Annotated in this window: 16 protein-coding genes and 4 pseudogenes; 5 read left to right on the forward strand and 15 right to left on the reverse strand. The window is 34.3% G+C overall.

All coding sequences use genetic code 11. The features are described from left to right. Nucleotides 1-400: 400 nt before the first annotated feature. Both ACFWDE_RS25190 and ACFWDE_RS25195 read right to left on the reverse strand, forming a co-directional pair. Complete coding sequence (locus ACFWDE_RS25190; RefSeq protein ID WP_377895501.1) at nucleotides 401-2,020, reverse strand: S-layer homology domain-containing protein; 1,620 nt, start codon at nucleotides 2,018-2,020, stop codon at nucleotides 401-403. 627 nt (nucleotides 2,021-2,647) lie between these two features. Further along, on the reverse strand, nucleotides 2,648-3,070 hold the full coding sequence (locus ACFWDE_RS25195) for a DUF1801 domain-containing protein (protein WP_377895503.1): 423 nt from the start codon (nucleotides 3,068-3,070) through the stop codon (nucleotides 2,648-2,650). Between the two features lie 593 nt (nucleotides 3,071-3,663). Between ACFWDE_RS25195 and iadA the strand changes: the two are divergent. Continuing rightward, nucleotides 3,664-4,638, forward strand: a pseudogene (gene iadA, locus ACFWDE_RS25200) (beta-aspartyl-peptidase); the annotation flags it as partial. An 8-nt stretch (nucleotides 4,639-4,646) separates the two neighbouring features. Here the strand turns inward: iadA and ACFWDE_RS25205 are convergent. The 4 genes and pseudogenes from ACFWDE_RS25205 to ACFWDE_RS25220 form a co-directional block, all read right to left on the reverse strand. After that, a pseudogene (locus ACFWDE_RS25205) lies at nucleotides 4,647-4,802 on the reverse strand (IS6 family transposase); the annotation flags it as partial. A 135-nt stretch (nucleotides 4,803-4,937) separates the two neighbouring features. Then, nucleotides 4,938-5,822, reverse strand: coding sequence for an Rpn family recombination-promoting nuclease/putative transposase (locus ACFWDE_RS25210; RefSeq protein WP_377895504.1), 885 nt, complete (start codon nucleotides 5,820-5,822; stop codon nucleotides 4,938-4,940). Nucleotides 5,823-6,005: 183 nt separating this feature from the next. Continuing rightward, on the reverse strand, nucleotides 6,006-6,797 hold the full coding sequence (locus tag ACFWDE_RS25215; RefSeq protein WP_377895505.1) for a 5-deoxy-glucuronate isomerase: 792 nt from the start codon (nucleotides 6,795-6,797) through the stop codon (nucleotides 6,006-6,008). A 121-nt stretch (nucleotides 6,798-6,918) separates the two neighbouring features. Continuing rightward, nucleotides 6,919-7,413: pseudogene (locus ACFWDE_RS25220) on the reverse strand (TIM barrel protein); the annotation flags it as partial. A gap of 61 nt (nucleotides 7,414-7,474) precedes the next feature. Between ACFWDE_RS25220 and ACFWDE_RS25225 the strand changes: the two are divergent. Together ACFWDE_RS25225 and ACFWDE_RS25230 are read left to right on the forward strand one after the other, a co-directional pair. After that, the gene (locus ACFWDE_RS25225) at nucleotides 7,475-8,161 is read left to right on the forward strand and encodes an IS6 family transposase (RefSeq protein ID WP_377895507.1); all 687 of its coding nucleotides are present in this window, start codon (nucleotides 7,475-7,477) and stop codon (nucleotides 8,159-8,161) included. Between the two features lie 28 nt (nucleotides 8,162-8,189). Further along, nucleotides 8,190-9,590: pseudogene (locus tag ACFWDE_RS25230) on the forward strand (IS4 family transposase). A 447-nt stretch (nucleotides 9,591-10,037) separates the two neighbouring features. Here the strand turns inward: ACFWDE_RS25230 and ACFWDE_RS25235 are convergent. Together ACFWDE_RS25235 and ACFWDE_RS25240 are read right to left on the reverse strand one after the other, a co-directional pair. Next, a complete protein-coding gene (locus ACFWDE_RS25235) occupies nucleotides 10,038-10,592 on the reverse strand; it encodes a hypothetical protein (protein WP_377895509.1) in 555 nt (184 codons plus the stop codon). Further along, nucleotides 10,583-10,747, reverse strand: a complete 165-nt coding sequence (locus ACFWDE_RS25240; RefSeq protein ID WP_377895511.1) for a hypothetical protein — start codon at nucleotides 10,745-10,747, stop codon at nucleotides 10,583-10,585. The genes ACFWDE_RS25235 and ACFWDE_RS25240 overlap by 10 nt, the downstream gene beginning before the upstream one ends. 1,181 nt (nucleotides 10,748-11,928) lie before the next feature. Here ACFWDE_RS25240 and ACFWDE_RS25245 point away from each other — a divergent pair. After that, a complete protein-coding gene (locus tag ACFWDE_RS25245) occupies nucleotides 11,929-13,356 on the forward strand; it encodes a serine hydrolase domain-containing protein (RefSeq protein WP_000720981.1) in 1,428 nt (475 codons plus the stop codon). Between the two features lie 332 nt (nucleotides 13,357-13,688). Here the strand turns inward: ACFWDE_RS25245 and ACFWDE_RS25250 are convergent, their stop codons facing one another. From ACFWDE_RS25250 to ACFWDE_RS25265, 4 genes are all read right to left on the reverse strand, one after another. Beyond that, on the reverse strand, nucleotides 13,689-14,069 hold the full coding sequence (locus ACFWDE_RS25250) for a DUF6262 family protein (RefSeq protein WP_377895514.1): 381 nt from the start codon (nucleotides 14,067-14,069) through the stop codon (nucleotides 13,689-13,691). Then, nucleotides 14,062-16,173 (reverse strand): tyrosine-type recombinase/integrase, encoded by a 2,112-nt coding sequence (locus tag ACFWDE_RS25255; RefSeq protein ID WP_000721448.1) that lies wholly within the window; start codon nucleotides 16,171-16,173, stop codon nucleotides 14,062-14,064. The genes ACFWDE_RS25250 and ACFWDE_RS25255 overlap by 8 nt, the downstream gene beginning before the upstream one ends. 13 nt (nucleotides 16,174-16,186) lie before the next feature. After that, complete coding sequence (locus ACFWDE_RS25260) at nucleotides 16,187-17,308, reverse strand: tyrosine-type recombinase/integrase (RefSeq protein ID WP_000867925.1); 1,122 nt, start codon at nucleotides 17,306-17,308, stop codon at nucleotides 16,187-16,189. 286 nt (nucleotides 17,309-17,594) lie between these two features. Beyond that, nucleotides 17,595-18,044 (reverse strand): NUDIX hydrolase, encoded by a 450-nt coding sequence (locus ACFWDE_RS25265; RefSeq protein ID WP_377895518.1) that lies wholly within the window; start codon nucleotides 18,042-18,044, stop codon nucleotides 17,595-17,597. 308 nt (nucleotides 18,045-18,352) lie between these two features. Here ACFWDE_RS25265 and ACFWDE_RS25270 point away from each other — a divergent pair, with 308 nt between their 5' ends. Next, the gene (locus ACFWDE_RS25270; RefSeq protein ID WP_002204072.1) at nucleotides 18,353-18,745 is read left to right on the forward strand and encodes a hypothetical protein; all 393 of its coding nucleotides are present in this window, start codon (nucleotides 18,353-18,355) and stop codon (nucleotides 18,743-18,745) included. 148 nt (nucleotides 18,746-18,893) lie between these two features. Here the strand turns inward: ACFWDE_RS25270 and ACFWDE_RS25275 are convergent, their stop codons facing one another. From ACFWDE_RS25275 to ACFWDE_RS25285, 3 genes are all read right to left on the reverse strand, one after another. After that, a complete protein-coding gene (locus ACFWDE_RS25275; RefSeq protein WP_215556728.1) occupies nucleotides 18,894-19,109 on the reverse strand; it encodes an alpha/beta-type small acid-soluble spore protein in 216 nt (71 codons plus the stop codon). 204 nt (nucleotides 19,110-19,313) lie between these two features. Next, nucleotides 19,314-20,135, reverse strand: a complete 822-nt coding sequence (locus ACFWDE_RS25280) for an MBL fold metallo-hydrolase (RefSeq protein ID WP_377895521.1) — start codon at nucleotides 20,133-20,135, stop codon at nucleotides 19,314-19,316. 294 nt (nucleotides 20,136-20,429) lie between these two features. Next, nucleotides 20,430-21,050, reverse strand: coding sequence for a DsbA family protein (locus ACFWDE_RS25285; protein ID WP_377895523.1), 621 nt, complete (start codon nucleotides 21,048-21,050; stop codon nucleotides 20,430-20,432). Nucleotides 21,051-21,635: the final 585 nt, after the last annotated feature.

A 21,635-nucleotide genomic window follows, 5' to 3' on the forward strand; every position in this document is an offset into this window, starting at 1 on the left:
AATTAAACCTTTCTACGCTGCTTAAATTGTTCAACTTAAGAATTGTATAACACCCTAAAACAAAAAGTTAAGCTTTTTCCTGGAGATGCCAATTTTCTTGTTTCGGGGTATTTGCTTTTCCTAGCTAAATTGTGATGTGGCGCTACCCTAACAAGTCTGTCCAAAATGAAGTGAAGTTTATTCATCAACTATTCGGAATGTCTGCATAAGAATAGATTCCATTAGGAGTCTATATACCTCTTTCAAATAAATACAATCTTTGCACCAGAACCACTGAATACATGTATGCAACTTCATTTCAAATCTCTATATAACCATTAAAAAGGCTGAAACACAAAAACAGGCAATGGGGAAAATGCTCTCCATTGCCTGAGAATAAAAGAAATGCCGGGTGTATGATTTAATTTCCATCCTTCTTATAGACGATGTAACTAGGTTCATTATAAATCCACTCATCTGTACCAATTCTTAACCAACCATTCTTTTCTTCGTATACTGTAACTTTTTCACCTTTGCTTGCTTTTCTAACAACAAGGTAGCCAGCTCCTGCCCCGCTTCGAACATTTACCCCAATGCCATTAATTTCAGCCGTACCAATTCCTTTTTGAACACTACCAGTTTCAATTACTTGAAGCATGTTTAAAATGAATACTGCTGTTTCACCACGAGTTGTTGTTCCTTTAGGGACATACAGATTATCCCCCATACCTTTTACAATACCTAAGCCGTATAATCTTTGTACAGCTTCTTTATAGATAATTTGATCTTTATCTGCAAATGGTAAGTTTGCCAATGGTCCATTTATTCCTTTATACTGTAAAGCTCTATTTACAATAATTGCTGCTTCTTCCCTTGTAATAGGTGTGTTAGGGTCAAAATAACCGTCTCCTCTACCAGAAATGATGCCTACACTTGCAGTACGCTTAATACCATCTCGTAAAGTTGGATTTGCATCATTTAAGTCTTTAAACGTTGCTTCTCCAGCTGGAAGACTTAGAGACTTAGAGATTAATTGAGCAAACTCAGCTCTTGTTACGGATCTATTAGGTGCAAAAATACCGTTTCCTTCTCCTACCATAATACCTCTTCTATTCAAATCACGAATAGCTGACTCATACCAACCTCCTGTTATATCGTCTGTTGGTTGATAAAATTTATTATAATATCCTTCAACGCCATTTACGAATGGAACCCATTGCCCACTATTAATCATAATAGCAGGACAGTTTTTACCACTCCATTTTTGGTGTTTTACAATATTATTTAATGGTACACTTGTTTCTTTCATTAAATAAGCTGCAAGTTTCTTGGCGTTATCCACTGCCTTATTGTAGTCACCATCGCTGTTAACTGCGATTTCAATTGCAATAGATTCTCTATTACCTGAACCATCACCGTCTCCTGCGTGCCATCCGTTCTCGTTTAATGGTAAGTGTTGATAAATCTCTTTATCATCTACTGTAAAGTGCCATGATGCAGCCCGGTCTGTGTTTCCTACTGCTTGGTTATATAAATATTGAGCGTGGTTTTTAGCCCCTGCTCCTACACTTTTATTATCAGTTTCATGAATTGTAATATACTTTGGAATCATATGGTTTTGAGGGCGAATATTATCGTTTCCTTCTGGAACAATCCATTCAGTAAATGGAACACCATTTATAGTACTAGAAACTTTAGGTGCTGAGAAAGAAAGACTACGTTTTGTTCTATTTGAATTGTTAGGGATCGTTAATGTACCCGTTTCTTCATAAATACCTTCTGAACTTTGAAGACTGTCCACTTTCTTATTATCGACAGTACCTCCACCACGTCCGTCTACTCCTTCAAAACTCTCTTCAATACTTTTTAAAGCTTGTTCGTCTAATACTTGAAGTGGGGCTGTTCCAGCTTGTTCTTGAACACTTATGGATTGATGGTTATTTACTGATTGTTGTTCTTCTGCAATCGATACCATCGGTGAGGATAATACGGTTAGTCCGGCTGTTAATACTACTACTTTTTTACTAAATCTAATACTCATGTTTAATTTGGTATATCTCGCTATTTTAGTAGATATACCTTCCTCCTTGCACTTCTTTTAATGTGAATCATAATAGTTAGAAACCTAAAAATAACACCTTCATTTTTCATTGCATATAATCAATCGAAATCTCTGAATTCTCCTAGATATATCAATATTTAAAAGTATTTCAAACAATTATCAAAGAGAATGATAGGAACTGAAATAGTTCTCTTTTGCCATTTCAACCATACTATACATGATGATACTTCCACTCATACACTTACAAAAATATCATCAAAATAACTTTTGAAATGTATAAAACAATACATAATATTTTACTTGATATTCCGTTTGTTTTCTATGAAATCCACAAAATTCTTGAAAAATCTTTGCTATACTAAATGCGCACAAATATACGCAAAATCAAATATTTTTTGGCTATGCCAAACCGAAATTCATCTCCCCTCCACCGTTGGGCCATTGCCCTTCACACTCTTGAGGAAGGATAATTCGTTAAAAGTTTGTGATACCTTATCTTGTCAACATAATATTTTTATCGTCTTTTTACATTGATACCTGAGCCTAAAAGGAATACGTAAACGATTCTGAGTATGAAGGGTCATTTTAGGAAAATAATAAATTTCATTAATGATTTCGATACGTTTCCTTCAAAAAACTTACAGATTGTTTGATTAGTGCTTTTAGAACATTACTATCAATGTCTGCTATTTTATTAATATAAACACACGATTTTCCAGAGGTGTATTTTCCAAAGCTTTTTAATAGTTCCTCTCGCTTAGGATCACCAGCTGCAAAATATAGACTAATTTTAGCTTTTCTTGGGGAAAAGCCTACTAATGGAGCATCTCCTTCATGACCAGATGCATATTTATAATGGTATGTACCAAAGCCGATAATGCTTGGTCCCCACATTTTTGCTGTATAGCCTGTTGTTTCAGTAAATATATCTAATAATTGATACGCGTTTTCTCGTTTTTTAAGATTTTCAACACTTTCAATAAATTCAATTACACTATTGTTAGTTTCTTTTGTTTTAAGCTTGTACATATTAAAAATCACTCCTTTTTAGATATAGATTTCATAACACATATAATTATAATATAGGGCTCATCATACATGTCTCTCTACTTTAAATGTTTTACGCCCCTTATATACACAAAATCGTTATTATTATGGGGAATAAAGATAATTGAATCACTTAAAATCCCAGTATTACTGAATTTTTCTTATTAATATAAAATACGATACGTGAAATTCATTTGTCTCTACAGCTAATTATGGATTGAAAATTATGATTTCAAATTTCATTTTCATAATAAAAAATAAAAGATGGCTTAATATCAACCATCTTTCATGGCCCAATACCTAAAAAAACGCCATCCTTTCCTTTGATTCTCCAGAAAGAATAGCGCTTTTTTGTAATACGACTATAAAAAAATTTATATGTTAGTATTATCCCTTTTAGTAATGGCTAATTATATCTTTTCCTTTCACAATCAAAATATAGGAATGATTTCTTTAGCAATACACAGCAGACTTTGACTTAAGAAAATACAAATACTCTATTCCGGCATCAGTGAACTTTGTACCGGCCCGCCCTCTGCCTTTTACGACAAATCCTTCACTTTCTAAAATATCCAGGCGGAGGCGGAGAAGGCGGATTCAAAACCCGCACACCTGAGCTGATGCTCACTGATATTACAACTGCAGGTATTACAACACTAGTCGGTTTACTCGGTACTGATGGGACAACATGTAAAATGGAAAGTCTGCTTGCCAAAGCGCGGGCACTTGAAGAAGAGGGAGTTTCTTGTTTCATTCACACAGGCTCCTATCAAGTGCCTGTAAAAACGCTGACGGGAAAAATCGAAGATGATATTATTTTAATTGACAAAATTATCGGTGTTGGAGAGATTGCTATCTCCGACCATAGATCATCAGAACCTACATTTGAGGAAATAGTTAAAGTCGCCACTGCCGCACGCAATGGCGGTATTCTGTCAGGAAAAGCTGGCATATTAGAAGTTCATGTAGGGGACGGAGAGGGAAAACTTTCATTGTTGCATGAAATTGCTGATAAAACCAACATTCCGATTCGGCACTTCCATCCAACACATATAAACCGAAACGAAGAATTATTCAGAGCGGGTATTGATTACGCAAAACGAGGCGGTTACATAGACTTTACCACAAGTACTACTCCTCAATTTTTGGAGGACGGAGAAGTGAAATGCAGTGAGGCATTACGTATTATGCTTGAAGATGGGGTCCCAGTCGGACATATTACCTTCTCCTCAGATGGACAGGCCAGCCTCCCCTTCTTTGACAACAAAGGGGAGTATGCAGGCCTTCAAGTCGGAAAAGTATCTTCGCTATTTCACGAAGTACGAGAATCTGTTTTAGTGGAAGGTATTCCGTTAGAAACGGCACTGGAAGTCATTACTACGAATCCCGCACAATTGCTGAAGCTTTCAAGTAAGGGCTGTATCCAAACCGGGAAGGATGCTGACATCGTATTGTTGGAAAAAGAAACGTTGGATATTCACAGCGTCATTGCAAAAGGCAAGTTTATGGTAGAAAATAAAGTTCCGATAGTGAAGGGAACATTTGAATAGAAAAGATAAGAAACTTCTAGTAATTGTTGCAATTCATAATACACTGAAAAGGCGGAGTCTGTTTGATGTCTTCGCCTTTGTTTATATAGAGCATGAACGGTTTCGATTCCTTTTATCTTACGTGAAGCATAACGAATACTTTGAAATCCTGCGAATTTGGAAAAAGCACTGCCAAAATCTTAAGCAATGCTTTTCGATTAGACGTACTACGATAATGAGCGTCTACTTTCTTCTATATGTTTGCTCATGAATAGAATACAAATTTGGATTTAACATAAGTTCTGTATGTTTATATATTTTTACTTTAATTTCAAAATACGTTCTATTTTCTCCACACTTAACTTACTTGCTTTTGCAATAGTTTCAAGCGGTACACCAATTTCATGCATCCCTCGAATCATTTGCATCTTACCTTGCTCAATGCCTTTTTCCATACCCTCTTGTTCTGCATGTGCTAGCTTAGCTTGTTCATCTAGAAGTAATTTCTCTCGAGCTTCATATGCTGTTCGGAAAGAAGAATCATGGCTCATATTTTCCCATTTATTCATTGCCTTTTGTAAAATTGGATCTTGATTCATTGCAATCTCCTCCAATATTTGAGTTAAATGTTCATCTTCATGTGCCGGTAATAATAACATCCAACGAACAAATGTATTTTCCCACGGGTTTACTTTTTCTTCACGCCATTGTTTTACCAATTTCGGTATCTCTACAAAATGGATTTCAATGTCGTCACTTAATAGTTTCTGCATTTTTGTATTCCATAATTGTCCGATGGTATGAAATGCATCATCCTGAGAAAACAAAATAAAGTCTAGTAAGTTAATTGTAATTGTTTTTCGAAGTGAGCGATATGGCATCCCTTCTTGCATTTGGGATGTATAAAGTTTACTCCAATAATATAAAGATCGCTTCACCATATCATGTGTATTTCGAAGCTGAATTTCTATATTTACTTGTGTCCCATTATCTAGTGTTGCTAAAAGGTCTAAAATCGATAACTTATCATCTTCATAAGATTTATGGAGATGCGGATCATCTATTTGTAGCGATGTAATTGGTGCCTTTAAAGATTCCTCTAGAATTGCATTTAAGAAACCTGTTAAAATTTCCTCATTTCCTTTCGTCCCAAATAACTGTTTAAAAGCAAAATCAATGCGTAAATTTACTAATTTAGTGGACATGGGTTTCCTCTCCCTGTCTATATTATCTCTTATCCTTATTGTACATAAAAAAAGGTAGAACATGCAAATAGGCTCTTATGCTACCTCACATAAGAACCTGCCTAAATTCACAAAAAAGTTGGTGGTTCTGGGCAAAAACAATTGCAAGTAACATCGTTTTTGCACCAAAACCCTTAATTTCATCTATTCTTTTTCTGGCCAAATTTTCGCGTTTGGTTCTAATAACCACTTGTGGTCTTCCTCCATGATACGATCATTCCATGGGTTATTCTCAAGATGTCGAATCATCCAACAAAAATACATTGCATATCCAGGCGCCGTTGCTTGTGGGTGATCTAGCTCACCCGGAATTGTAACAAAGCTATTATGTACAACGCGATAAGCATCCTCACCAACCATTGCACATCCAAATCCCTGTGGCTTGTTAAAGCGATAATAATATACCTCTGGCTGATCATGGTGATGCGGTGGATAACTGGACCATCGTCCTGGATAAGAAATAACTTCTCCTACTACCATATTAGAATATGCTGCATTGTTATAGTCAAAAATCGTGCGAATAACGCGCTGCGCTGTCCCCTCCCATAATCCTTCTCCAGCTACAACACTTTGACACTCATTTGGAGTATACAACTTGGACGCAAATTCTTCGTCATTATCCGTTTTTTGAACAAGCACTTCACTGTCTAAAAGAGCAGTAATTATAACCTTTACATTTTTCGCCACATGTAAACACCAAGGATTTTCTTCAAAAACAGACTGTCTTTGAATAACTTCTACATTTCCTTCCCACTCTAAACGTATTTTCCCTTCTAGTAAAAGAATTGCCGTTTCATTCTTACTATCTAATAACAGCTCTTCTTTTTCATTAGACATCTTATATATGCCTATATCCATTAACATATCACTGTATTGACCGTTCATTTCTGTTAATACATTATACCCTTCTTTTAATTCACCTAATTTTCCTAACATGACTTCTCCCCCTTTTTATTTAATGACTCCTCTATAATTCTCTACCTTTGTCAGCTAACTAAACTCCGAGTTTCCCCTATTTTTTAATAGTCATTGAAACTTGTAATCTCACAATGGTAAATTAAAGACCTGCTTTTTCTTGTATAAATTTCCGGGCTTTTAATGCGTATTCAAAAGGATTCGCTAAAGCTGGGTCTTGCTCTGCTTCTACCACAAACCACCCTTTATAATCAGAGTTTGCAAGGATAGTAAACACTTCATCAAATACAATTACGCCATCCCCGGGAACTGTAAATGCCCCATTCTTCACTGCCTGTAAGAAGCTTAATTCGTTTTCCTTTACAGCATCTACTACTTCCTGGCGAATATCTTTTAAATGTACGTGTTTAATACGAGGTAAATATTTTTTCAAAATATAAAGCGGCTCTTCTCCTGAAAAAACAAGATGACCTGTATCAAAAAGCAGGGATACAAGCTCTGGATCAGTCATATCCATTAACTTTTCAATTTCTGCCGTTGTTTGAACACCCGTTCCCATATGATGATGGTATACAATATGTAGCCCCTTTTCCTGAGCCAATTTACCGAGGTGATGTAACCCATCCGTAAGCTGGTTCTGTTGCAAAGTTTTCTACATGAAGCTACACTCTAGAAAACAGGATTTAGGAGAATCAGGCATGAGATATTTTAAAGGAAAGCAATTCAAGAAAGAGATTATTTTAGTAGCTGTCGGCTACTACTGCCGTTTTTCTTTAAGTTATCGCGATGTCTCTGAAATCCTGAAAGAACGTGGTATTTCAGTTCACCCAACAACCATCATGCGATGGGTTCATGAATATGGCAATCTCATCTATCAAATTTGGAAAGTGAAAAATAAATCCGCACGATTATCTTGGCATTTGGATGAGACTTATATCAAAATTAAGGGAGAGTGGCGTTATCTCTATCGTGCAATTGATAAAGATGGCCACACATTGGATATTCAACTTCGTAAAAAACGGGATCATCAGGCTGCCTATGCCTTCATGAAAAGATTAGTAAAACATTTTGGAGAACCAACGGTTCTCACTACAGACAAAGCGCCGGCATTACTTTGTGCATTTAACAAATTAAGAAAACAAGGATTTTATCAAAAGACAATCCATTGTACAATCAAACATTTAAACAATCTTATTGAACAGGATCATAGGCATGTAAAAAGACGTTTTGCCAAATCCGCAGGATTTCAAAATCTTCGTCATGCTTCACGTACGATAAAAGGTATCGAGACCATTCATGCCCTATATAAACAAAGGCGAAGTCTTCAAAGAGACTCCGCCTTTTCAACGTACAATGAACTTCAACAATTACTAGCTACTTCCTAAACATTGTTCCTCATTTACCAACCTGTTTATGCTTTTTCAAACTTTGCAACAGAACCTGTCATCGCATGCTTTAGAACATTTAGCTAAAGAAGTAGGGTTTGTTCAACGAAGAAGCAAATATCGTGCAGAAGATTTAGTGGCTTTATGTGTTTGGCTGAGCCAAAATATAGCTCATACTTCATTAACACAATTATGTAGTCGATTAGAAGCTAACACAGGCATTTCTATGAGTCCAGAAGGACTCAATCAACGCTTTAATTCTCAGGCTGTTCAGTTTTTACAACAACTCTTAGCACATTTACTTCACCAACAATTTTGTTCTTCTAGCAAGATTCCAACTTTGTATACAAACTATTTTCGACGTATCCACATATTGGAATCTACACATTTTCAGATTCCGGATAAATTCACTTCTACATATCAAGGTTCAGGTGGTAGCGGTCAAAATGCTGGCGTAAAAATTCAACTAGAGTATGATTTACTAAGTGGTCAATTTCTTCATGTTCATGTAGGGTCGGGAAAGCATAATGATAAAACTTATGCTTCTACTTGTTTAACATCCCTTCAACCGAACGATGTATGTATACGTGATTTAGGATATTTCGACTTAAAAGATTTACATACTATAAGCGAGTGTGGTGCTTATTTTATTTCACGATTAAAGCTCAATACACGTATATATCAGAAGAATAAAGAACCTGAATACTTTCAAAATGGAACCATAAAAAAGCACTCTGAGTACATCCAATTAGATATGGAGCGATTTATTGACCAATTACAGTCAGGTGAAACATATGAAATTCCTGAAATCTATATTGGAATGTATCAAAAGCTTCCTGCAAGACTAATTCTGTATAAATTAACTGAAACGCAAATGAAGCGTAGACAAAAGGATTTAGCATCTAAAGAACATAAGAAGCAAATTACCTATAAAGAACGCAGTAAACGGCTTAGTGCAATTAACTTTTACATTACAAATATTCCTTTGGAATATCTACCAAAGGAACAAGTATACGATTTTTACTCCTTACGATGGCAAATTGAACTTGTATTTAAAACATGGAAATCATTTTTTCGTATTCATCAATGTAATTCTGTAAAATTAGAACGACTAGAATGTCACTTATACGGACAATTAATAAGTATCCTTCTTTGTTCTTCTACCATGTTTCAAATGCGCCAATTACTCCTCATCAAGAAGAAACGAGAATTAAGCGAATATAAAGCGATTTATATCATAAAAGATTATTTTCCACTTATTCATCATTCTTTACAAAAAGACACCCAAGAATTAACAAAGATATTGTTACGTCTGTTCAATCTCTTACAGAAAAACTGACGAAAATCCCATAGGTATGAGAAGAAAACAGTCTTTGATATATTAGGCGTCGTATACAACTTTTCTATGTCTCACAATCATGTAGCGTAATCCAAAAAATTGAAACCCGATAGGGTTTATTTGGTATGCAGATTTTGAGATAGCTGATATCACTTCTTTAGAAAACAGAAAAAATCTAGTTGAACGGAATTTTACTTAATCTTAGCTTGATGGCTATGGGGTCCCGCCAACCAAATGACATAAAACCCACGTTAAGACATTTTTGGGAAGTAAAAACTTTGATTTTTGTACGTTAAGGATTGTAACTAAAATGAACGTTTTTGTTACAACATTGGTTTCAATAAGCGTTAGCCTTTATTTAGCCAATTTAGCTGTAACAAAATACTGTATAAAAAATAATTCGTAACATTATTTATCACAATCCTTTTTGTTACGCTAGAAACCCTTTTATATCAAGCTTTCTTTTCCTTAGCGTGGGTTTTATGTTAGTACGTTGGCTGTACCCCCTCCATAAGATGTATGCTGTTATAACACTAATTAAAATCCCCTTTTCCATTTACACTCAATTACATTAATTACTTCCCCATAATGAATACACTTCAACATTAAAAAATGAATATACTCTAGTTTATCCTTGTATTCTTCTAAACATTTATCCAAATGTTTATGTTCATCCGGCATAAATATATCCTTATGTCTCTTAATATCGTTCATAGCCTCTGTTAATCTAGAATATTCCTCTTTTAATTCTTCATACGGTAAGTTTTCTGTCCTTTCCACAAATTTATTATTAACCCCTTTTTCGAATCCATATACTATACTATTTATGTTACCTTCAATTATTTCTATAATCCGATCTCTATATTCCATTTTCATTTTCATATTTTCACTTTTCAAATTCACAACTGTAAGCGCATATCCTTCTAATACTTTTGAAACAACCTCAGTATCAACTGTCACTTCTCTTTCACTTAAATTCTCCTTCAAAACATCAAGTAAACTAATAACCGAGCTTGAATCAATCCGTTCCTCTTTCTTTGCATGATCCAATAGGGTATTATTAATGTCATTACGCTTGTTTTTTATTGCCATATATATACATCTCCTAAAGTGATTTTTTTGACAAATCGAAACTTAGTTTCGTTCCTCCTAGCTGTAAAGTGAAAATAGATACTCCTTGAATTCTCTTTGGTAATTTTCCATTTTTCTTCAATAATGCTCCTTTCATCTTCTGTTATATTCTTCATATTCGCTCCCCCTTGAGTATCACTTGTGCATTGGTTATCTTTTATAATAATTGCATCAGGATAGATATCAATAGATATTTTTAACTTTTTTGGAAGTGTTTCAACCTATATCGTAACGTCTGACATAATCCATTCTAACAACGAGATTTCATCTCAACTAATGCTATTATTTGTTTATACCTTAAAACTCCCGACAATAATAATTCTAATCTAGTCTTAACTTCTAAACTAGATTCATAGTCTATGCTTGAATTGGAAATCCTGAATAAAAATAAATCAATTCAGAAAAAACAGATTAATTTAACAAACTTTAAAAACCCCCCGAATAAACCGAAAGGTATACTTTTACAGACACATCAAGAACTCACTACATATTTGAATACATAGTAATGAAAATTGAACCACAAAGTGTACCTTTTGATACGCTTTTACAGATGTATCAAGGATTCTTTTTATCTTTAGATTTATGAAAATAAAAATGTACGTAAAGGTATACCTTTATAAACAACAATTCGTTTTTTCTATTTGCGAATGAGTATCGGCAATTAAATTTTTATATAAGAGTTGATTTTCCAGCTCCAAATGTCCCGAATAGTCCTTATTTAGCTGAAAAAATAGTCATAACGTACAATTTTCTTTTTTTGATATGGTGACCCCATCACCACATCACCATCAAGCTAAGAAAAGCAAATACCCCAAAACGAAAAAATAAGCTTTTTTGTTACAAGTTAGTACAAATTTTCGTTCTGGGGGTACTATAAAATCTTAGCTTGATGGGTATGGGGTAGCACCAACATTTCGCGGATTTCGTACGCTTAGATGAACCAATAAATGGATTTGATCCCTATTTGGTTTTAAAAAAACGACGCTAAGAAAAATAAAAGCCTTGCTACAATAAAATTATCAAGACCTAAATCGTAAAAAGTCATAAAAAATAAAGGGCGATACATATTAGTCATGTGTAATATGTATCGCCCTTTTAATTGTTGTTCAACAATCGCGCCATGATTGTTGAAGATCGTTTTTCTTATTGAACTAACGCATCTGTTCGTTAAGTGTAACTTTTCACAATTACTTGATATTATATAGGTGAATAGAAAGATAAATTAAAATTTAGTTTAGTAGTTGTAAAAGTAGGTTATTTATATTATTCTATTATAATTTTTCAAAAAGGAGAGTTTATGAAAAAGATTATTGTTTTTGTATTAACGATATTTATATTAATCTCAGGATTCGCAACACAAAGTTATGCGTTGTCTGATTCGAAATCTGCGGCAATACAAGCGTTGCTAGATGATGCCTCTCGTATATCAGGTGTGCCGGGAATGTCAATCTCAATACTTGCTGATGATGAAGTGTTCTACTTTTCTTCAGGGTATGCTGACCGTGAAAAGGGGTTGTCTGCAAGTGAAAATACACTCTATGAGTTAGCCTCGGTCAGTAAAGCTTTTACTGGTATGGGTATTATGCTATTGGAAGAGCAAGGGCTGCTCTCAATGACTGACCCTGTCCAAAAATATTTACCTTGGTTTACGTTAAAGTATCAAGGGAAACCTGTTGATATGCAAAGCCTTACACTAAATAACTTTCTTCACCATACCAGTGGTCTAACAAATTTTAGGCATACTCAAAGTATTCCACAAGGCAATACACCGGATATGTTGCAAAAGACTGTGGAAATGCTCGTAGATACTGAATTGGCGTTCCCTCCCGGTGAACAGTATAACTATGGAACCGTTAATTATGACGTATTGGGTTTGGTTATTGAGATTGTGTCGCGACAAAGCTATGAAGACTTTATGAGGGAACAGGTATTTCAGCCGTTAGGCCTTCACCAGACGTATGTTTATAAAGAAGATGCTCAAGCCACTGGACAGTTGGCACAGGGCTACCGTTCTTCCTTTTTTATGACAACTCCATTTAAAGCTCCGGATTATGCTGGGAATAAGCCCGCAGGCTACATCATTTCTAATACAAAAGATATGGCGCGTTGGATGGGCATACAGATGGGTATTGTGCAGGACATACCCGAAATATTTCACACGGTTATCGAAAAATCACATAGGGGTGATATGTCTGTTTCGGCTGTCAACGATATGTATTATGCGGCAGGCTGGTCGGTAAACGCCGACCAAACGATTATAGAACACACTGGGGGCAATCCAAATTTCAGAACCGAAGTAGTCATACTGCTAAATGAACGAACAGCCGTCTGCTTGCTGAGCAACGGCGCAAATACCAATATAAACCTGGTACTAAAAGTTAAAGATATACTAGACGGCAATCTAACTCAGTCATATGAAATAAGCGGCACACAGCTTTTGGATATCATTTTGTCGTCTATCACTATTATTCTTTGCCTATTGGCCGTTCTCCTATTTCTCTTAGGATTACGCAGAAGGAAAACGAATGAGCGGCAGCCAATGACAAAAAAGAGAATAATCGTAACAGTTATTTTCCTGATCGCTACGATTGCCCTGGGTATACTGTGCTGTGCTTTCGATTGGTCAACGATGCTTATTTGGCAAACATATAGTGTTCTTACAGCTTTGATTTCGTCAGCATTATTAACAGCAAGCATTACATGGTTTGTATACACTCACCGATAAAATACCTAGCTCCCAAGATAAACATAATGTTAAGTAATTAAATTTCAATTTATCGGTATGCTTAATTTGAAAAACATAAGACACTTCGGTGTCTTTTTTAATATCATCGACAATTTTCCCAGTCAAACCTAATTACTATTGCTTCCACTAACCTGCTCCGTTCGTGGAATAAGGATTTTTAAACAACTAATATTATTTTTCAAATGACTTTATTGTAAATTAAACAACAATATTATTTTTGCACAAGCGTCGTTAGATAACATTTCTTAAAAGACTGTTATTCAACAATCTGGCCCGATAGTTGAAGAAGGAGAACAACGTTCTCCTATTGACTATAACTTTTTATAAATATCTGCGTAAGCTACTTTCAGTTGTTCTCTTAATTTCTTGTTTTCATCTTCTAATTTCTTATTTTTCCTTTTTAGGGAAGCAATCAAGGCATCCTTGTTACTTTCATTCATTTCTCGCTTTACTTGTTTCGGGGTAGGTACTTGTGATTGTTGATTTCTTAGAGTTTCAATTCTTGAACGGAAATCCTTGTTGTTGTAGAGTGTTGCTTTCGATACACCAGCTTCTTTAGAAACACTATTGAAGTTTATAGTCCCATTGGCTTTTATGAGCCTTTTTATTACTTCATCTACTCTCTGATAGGTATTTTCTTTTCGTTTGGCATGAATCGCTTTCAAATGTTCAGAACGGTCATATTCAGCCATTTTTAACACCTAACTTTCTTTTCATCCGATCTTGTCTACCAAAGATAACATTTCCTTCTTGGAGGGTATTTAAAATGTTTTGATAACGTTTTAAATTCTTTTGATTCTTCTCCGCAATATCTTCTCGACCTCGTTGTTTCGCTATTTCAATTGCCTTTGTGGTTGTTTTAACGTGAAGTTCATACTTTTGTTTATCTAACTCTGAAAAACCTACCGATAAGTCTCTACATGGGGTTTGGTTATCACCACAAGTTAGACAAGGTGGGGCTTCCATGTGAGGACAATTTCCGTTCAAACGAGCGTGACACGTTCCATAAGGGTTGTCCATCGCATTTAGCTTGTGATCTTGCCATAAGGCATCCAATATGTCTGTTGGAATATCTTCTCCTGCTTTAATTTCTTGAACTTCACCGTTTAAGTCAAAACTAAAAACACCTTGTTTAATGACTGATTCAAACGCTTGTCTTTTCGTATTATCTAATAGTTTGGCATATCTTAGTGTCATTTCGGGCGATGCATGAGCCAATAACTCTTGTACCGTCAGAATATCTGCACCACCATTTAACATTTTTACTCCGTAAGTGTGTCGGAACTGGTGGGCTTTGAAGTGAAACCGATTGCCATTTTCATCAGTGATGTTTTTTTGTTTTGCCAATATATTTAATTGTTCTCTAACAAATACCTGACTAAATGGTTTTCCTTTTCTTTGACCCCGATAACGAACGAAAATATACCCTTCGGGATTATTGTCTTGATTGCTAAGTTCTTTTGATTTCTCGATTAGAACCGCAAGAATATCTGCTAATTCATTGTCAATCGGAATTCGATGACCTTGAACATAGGTTTTTTCAATATTCGTTTCGATAGAGTATTGACCATTGAGTTTTACTAAGCAATCAGAGGTTAAGCCTAATACATCAGAAATTCTAAGTCCTGTTTTAAACGTAATCCAAACAACAGGTGTCACATCTTTATGCAAGTCATCAATATGAGTAAAGAGTTGCTCTAAAACATAGTCAGGGATGTAATCAATCTGATCAATTGATTTTTTTCTTAGCTTAGGTCTATCTCCAGAAAAGATCAACAATCTTACATGAGTTTCGGGAGCCATTTCATACTCATATCGTTGAATATCTTCAAGAAACTTTTGTAAGATTGTCATTGAAGTATTTACATATTGTTCAGGATGCGAGTTCCGTCTTTTTATATTACTTTTAGCGTATTCATGTAAATATTGAATGTACTCTTCAATATGACAACGTTTTAAGGTTTTTATATCCATCCACGTTGTTTCTTTGGAAAAGATAAACATAAAAAACTTCGACAGATAATTAACATAATATATTGCTGAGCCCCAAGAGAATTTATTTTTACTTAGTAACCGTTGTTTACAGTATTTTTTAACTTGTTCACGAACTTTTTTATCAATCGTTGTAAAATTAAGATAATATTCTGATCTACTTTGATTGTAATCAACCCCGTACCTCTTATTTAAAATACGAACATCCCATTTGTCTTTTTCCCATTCTTCACGTTTATCGGTGGATTGGAATAGGGCAATATAAACGTTTCTCAAAAAACTTGCTACTGGTGTTTTTAAGATAGAATCTTTTCTGATTTCTCTTTTCTTTAAGCGTTGAGTATTCACCCCATTTTCATTCAACCAAAACAAATACTCACGTTCTGCTTTATCAATATCCAAATCCAACAAAGATGATAGCTTGGGATATTTTTCATTCAAGAACTCTGTCATTCTTTTTAATGGGCTTTGATTCATAAATATGTTTTTGATCGTCCATAAATCATTAAACAGTTGCTGATAATAGACATATTTCACTTCTAAATTGATCGAAGGATTATTAAATCGAAAATGAACACTTTTAGTTGAATAGTTATAGTTTTCCACGACTTCTTCGAACTGTTTAATTTCACCTAAGAAGTTAATGTTCCATTTATCGTTGACTAAGAAGTAGGGATTGTTTACTTGTTTAATTGAAACAGAACCATCTTCATGTACTGTTTTTTCGGGATAAGTTGAAAGTTCTACTTGTAAGCCTTCGTGAAAGCCTATTTCTTTTACCTGAACATTCTTGATTTTCTTCATCCAGTAACTCCTTTCAGTTATTTTCCTTTAGGTTGAATTCGGATTGTGCTTTATTCCAATCTTCTCGTATATCTTCATCCGAAGGATGTAGGTACAGGTTCATTGTTGTTTGAATTTGAGAGTGTCCTAATCGTTCTTGCACTTGTTTTATATCCTTTGTTTTCTGATAGTAAATTGTAGCGTGTGTATGGCGAAATAGGTGAGGGTGTAGGTTTATCCCTGTTTTCTTTTTTAAACGCTTAAATAGGGATTCTACGTTCCAATATTCCATTGGTTTTCCTACATCTTTTCCTCGCAGTTTTACAAAAACAAAGTTTGAATCCAATTCTAATTCATCAAGCACTTCATACAAGTAATCATCATATAAATCCATTAAGGACTGCGATACATAAATTTCTCGTTCACCTGTCTTTAACATAGCGCCGTTTTCTAATTCCCCACGATCTATCAAACGAATTCGATGTCCCTTTGCATGATCAAAAACAAAATCCTCCATAAAAAGAGCGAGAGCTTCTCCAATACGCAATCCTGTTTCAAATAACAGTTGAATCAAGAAAGTGTCTCGTATATTTGTTGTTGCTTGTAATACTTGTTGTACTTGTTCTTTTGTGAGTGTATCTACTCTTTTGCGTGGTTCTTTTAATTTTAATATGTTTCTGATTGATGGCTTGTCCTGATTTACATGGTGTAAGAAACTTTTGTAACGTGAGTTTCCCCTTGTAAACACTTGTTTCATCAACTTTTCCATCATGTCATTTTTTACTTCTTCGTTTCGAAATAAGTAGTCATAGAAGTTTGCTATAACTGTAATTGTAAGGTTAATTGTTTTTTCCGTTCGCTTTGCTTTCTCTTGTTGAAGGGGAGTGACTTTTGAACTCTCATAAGGACTTCTTAACCACCCCACAAACTCTACTAAATCTTCTAACCTAATATACTTATAATCTTTGTTTGTATCTTTTAAGTAGGTAAAAAAATGTTTTAAGGAATAACAATATGTTTTTTGAGTATTAGGGCTTTTTCCTGTCCTATCTAAATACTTTATATATTTCATAACTGGCATTACAAGGAATCCCTCTTGATCCAATAATATGTATCTCTTGTTGTTATTCTCTATAAGAACCTCTTGTACTTTCATAGCACTCACCCCTTAAAATCATATTAACGCTCGGTCTAAAGACCTCACTACGCCTCCCGCTATGGGCTACGTCCTCCACCTAAAGTGCACATACTTTTCTGGATATTATATACATATTAAACTATATTTTTAATATCTGTATAACTAATCTAATATGTATAAGAAAAGAGGATATATGCTCATATATTGAACATAATATCCTCTTATTAGTTTAGTCTATTTAATATGAAGTGTAGCAAGGCTTTTTTAAATTGCTCAATTCTTGTTCCACTAACGTCTTTGTTAACTAACACTTTAATTGTTTTAATAGTCTTTTGTTTAATTCCCACAATGCTGTTTTGTTGCTATCCCATTTCAAAAGCGTTACTGCTTCCTCAAAGCATAACCATTTATAATTGAAGTGTTCTTTAGATAATGAAATATTTTTTGTAGGAACTTTAACTCCAAAAGAAAATTCTTTTATTACATAAACATCTTCTCCCCAAAGGAATCCTCCAACTACATCCTCTACTGGTAGTGAAGACACAGAATCTAATGTTATATATGGACATTCTCTTATAATACCAGCCTCTTCAAACGCTTCCCGTTTTGCTGATTCAATAGGAGTCTCACCATCTTCTCCACCACCAGCTATTCCTTGCCAATAACCATAATCACTTCGGTTAAAAATGGCATATTGAATAGAATCGTCAGTTTTTATATAAGGAAATATCAATACTTGATATGGTGCCCTCATTGCTTAACCTCCTCTCGAAAATAAGCTTTAAATAAATATGAATAATTTATTCACTAACTTGCCATTTTAGTGAATATAGAGCCGACATCACAATTCTACATTAATAATGCAGGTTTATGGTGTCGGCTCTCCATTTTTAAAGAATTTTATTTTTCATAAACAGGCTTACTCTTAACGGGGTAAAAACCTGCTAAGAACTTAAATATATGGTAAAGTAAAAAAGTATTTTCCTACATATTAGGAGAATACTTTTTTTAAAGGAACCTCAAAACTCACACATACCCTATACAGTAAAGGAAGTTTGGTACATGCAATTTTCTATAGACGCGATTCGTAATTTCCTCATACATGATATGGAATCTTATCGTGAAATGATCCTACAAGAAAATGATTATGACAATATGAAATGGAGTTACACCACATTCATTGATATGAATAATTACCTAAAGAAAACAAATATGGATCAAGAGGAAATTCAAGAGTTATTATCGGTGAGCCGTGAAGGGATCTCTTTTGGTTCGGTAACAAAACGTGATATGCTCTTTATACATTCTCTTACTAGTCCAAATCGATGTTTGGAACTAGTGGAAACCTATAAATTGATGGAACGAACAAATGAATACGTTCCCAATATGAAAGAAGAATTGCAATGGCTCAAAGATCGATGGGAAAAAGGATTTTATATTTTTGTTAATCAATAAATACGTTGTATTTATAAAAGTGCTTACCATAGCAAATATAGAAAAGTCAAAGAATACGAATATAGCTTAGAAAAAAGCAAATCTTCTTAAAAGGGAAGTTTGCTTTTTTCTTATTCCCCCTTTTCGAGGGGATGGGCAAAAACCACCCTTAATGAACTTTATATTGACCAGATAACTGCTCTTGCGCCATACGAACTAAACGTTTCGTAATCTCTCCGCCTACTGAACCATTTGCTCGTGCTGTTGAATCCGGTCCAAGTGTAACACCGAATTCCTGAGCAATTTCATATTTCATTTGCTCAATAGCACTTGCTGCAGCTGCTATCAAAATTTCGTTTGAATTATTATTTTTGTGAATTTGCATTTCTTACACACCTCCATTGATTTAGTAATATCGTGCTCTATTTCCAGTAAAATATGCAAAAATATTCTTTAAGAAATACATACTATTATATTAATACAAAGTCATGAGTTCCCTTATCCGATTATCTTAGTAAAAGCCCTGTACTCCTTGACAGGTCTTTTACATGGAAACCACCTATTGCTTGTAGATTTTTTATTCATAGCATTAACCCCAAGGCATTTCTTTTGTTACAACTTTTGCACTTAATTCTAATACCCCTTTATTTGCATAGCCTGGATATGCTGCTTCAAGTTTCGCTACAAAATCTTTTGAAGTTTTACTTTCTTCAGAAGCTTGAATTGCAGTTCTTAGATAATCTATTGTCGCAGTAAGTGCTTGATTATTTAAGGATTTTTCGATTGATCCATGGCTCGGTACAATTATGTCGGCATTTAATGCTTGTAATACTTTCAAGTTTTCAATCCATGCCTCCATTGCTGCTTTTGAGCTAGTATCCGCTAAGAATACATGTATTTCGTTAAATACATCAATACCACCAATTAATAATTTTAGCTCTTTATTAAATAAGCTAGTTCTGTAATGATCTAAGCCTACTAGTTCAAATGTTAACCCCTGAAAATCAATCGTTTTTTCTTTAAACACTTGAGGTAATACTACGTTGCTTGGTGCGTTTTCTCCTAGGGCGCCTTTCCAAACTTTTAATTTACCTAAGACAGAATGAACAATATGTTCAACAGTAGACTCTGTAGCATACGCTATGGCTTCTGGGTAAGCAGCTTTAATACTCTCTAATCCAAAGTAGTAGTCTGGATCTCCATGAATAATAAAAATTTCATCTAGAGATAAGTCGTTTTTTTTCAGATACTCAACAATTTCTTTCGAATCAGATTGAGTAAATTTTGAGTTTATTAATAATGCATGTCCCGCTTTCTCAACTAAGGTTGCAGTGACCATAAAACTTTTTTCGTCTGAACTAAACACCGTCAATTTCACATCTTTTTGATTTGTATCGATTGTTTTAAACATAGAATGTTATTCTCCTTTTGTTAAAGTTATTAAATAGTTAACATATTTTTATCTTGTTCCGCCAGAAGCTCCCTCTTCAATTTACCTGAAAGTGTGATAGCACCAGCAAATAGGCTAGAGATGAATGTCCGTTGGCTTAAGCTAACATGTTTGCTACTATAGTCTATAGAAAAATTAAAATTGGACTCTTTTTAAAAATAAGTTGAAACTATGACTGTTATAAAAAGGTTTAAGTCCATCCACTTCTAGCCTTTTTTAACACGTTAAATGCTCTATACTTTAACTTAAAAATTTTTAATATAAATTTTTAAAACGTGCTTCGATTTTATCTGGCGTCATTACCCCGCCACCAATAGGGATAATTTGATTATCCTTTTGTAAAAGCAAAGAAGGATAACTATTAATACCAAGCTGTCGAACTTTATTTAAGTCGTTTTGGGCATCTATTATTGTTTCTTGAGAGTTTAAACGTTCTAATACTTGTTTAGGATTCAAACCAAGCTCAATTGCAATCTTACGATATGTTTCAGGATCACTTAGACTTTGTCCCTCATAATAAAACGCTTTTTGCATAGCCGCAGTGAATTCTAACAAACGGTCTGGTGCTAATGAGCGTAAAGCTGAAAAGCCAATTGCAGCATCTTTCGAATTCATTTTAAAAGTCCCTTCTTCCACCAATTTTTGATATGAAGGACCAAATTCTGCACCTGTAAGTTGATTAATTCTTTTATTCCCCTCTTCTATATATGAGAAATTTTTTATTGGTAAATCATCTAAAAATAATCCTCCACATAAAACTGTTAACGGCATTTCAGTGTGTTCTTTGTAAAATCCTTTAATACTTTCTGAAAATCCATAGCACCATCCACAATATGCGTCCCATACGTATATAAGATTATCTTGTTTCGTCTTCATTTAAATCTCCTACCTTTATTTTTATTAACCAGTCCAGCTATCACTTAAAATTCTCAGCTAACTTTTTGGTTTATATAAGTACATCTTTTTTATATCTTGTTCTTTTATGAGCTACCTTACTATATTTCCCCAAAACTAACCCTTTCAAAAAAATCAACTAAGATTTTTAACAAAAGATAACGCTACACATTATTGCCCCAAAGCAGAAAATACTATAGTTTGGAATATGCATTACCTTTAATCTTTTAGTGACTTTCTAGACTGAGCGACAATGTGTGGGCCACCTTCCTTAAATAAATATACTAACCGTATTTTACATAAAGCAGAATAAGTTGTAACCACTTTAGTTACAACCTTTATGTAACTATAATAGTTACAACTAAAACAGAAGTCAATTCTTTTTTTAAAATTTAATAACATAAACATAATTATAAGCTCTATCGAAAATAAATAAGTAGACCTTATCTCATTACACTCCTTTCAAATGTACAGAAATTCTTTGAGCAATATTTTCTTATTTACACAGTAATCCTCACAAAATAAAATTATTATATATAAATAAAAAAAAGTCCCCTGCTTTATAAC

Origin of the sequence: Bacillus sp. NPDC060175 (assembly GCF_042728695.1) — a bacterium.
In the GTDB taxonomy this organism is placed as follows: Bacteria; Bacillota; Bacilli; order Bacillales; family Bacillaceae_G; genus Bacillus_A.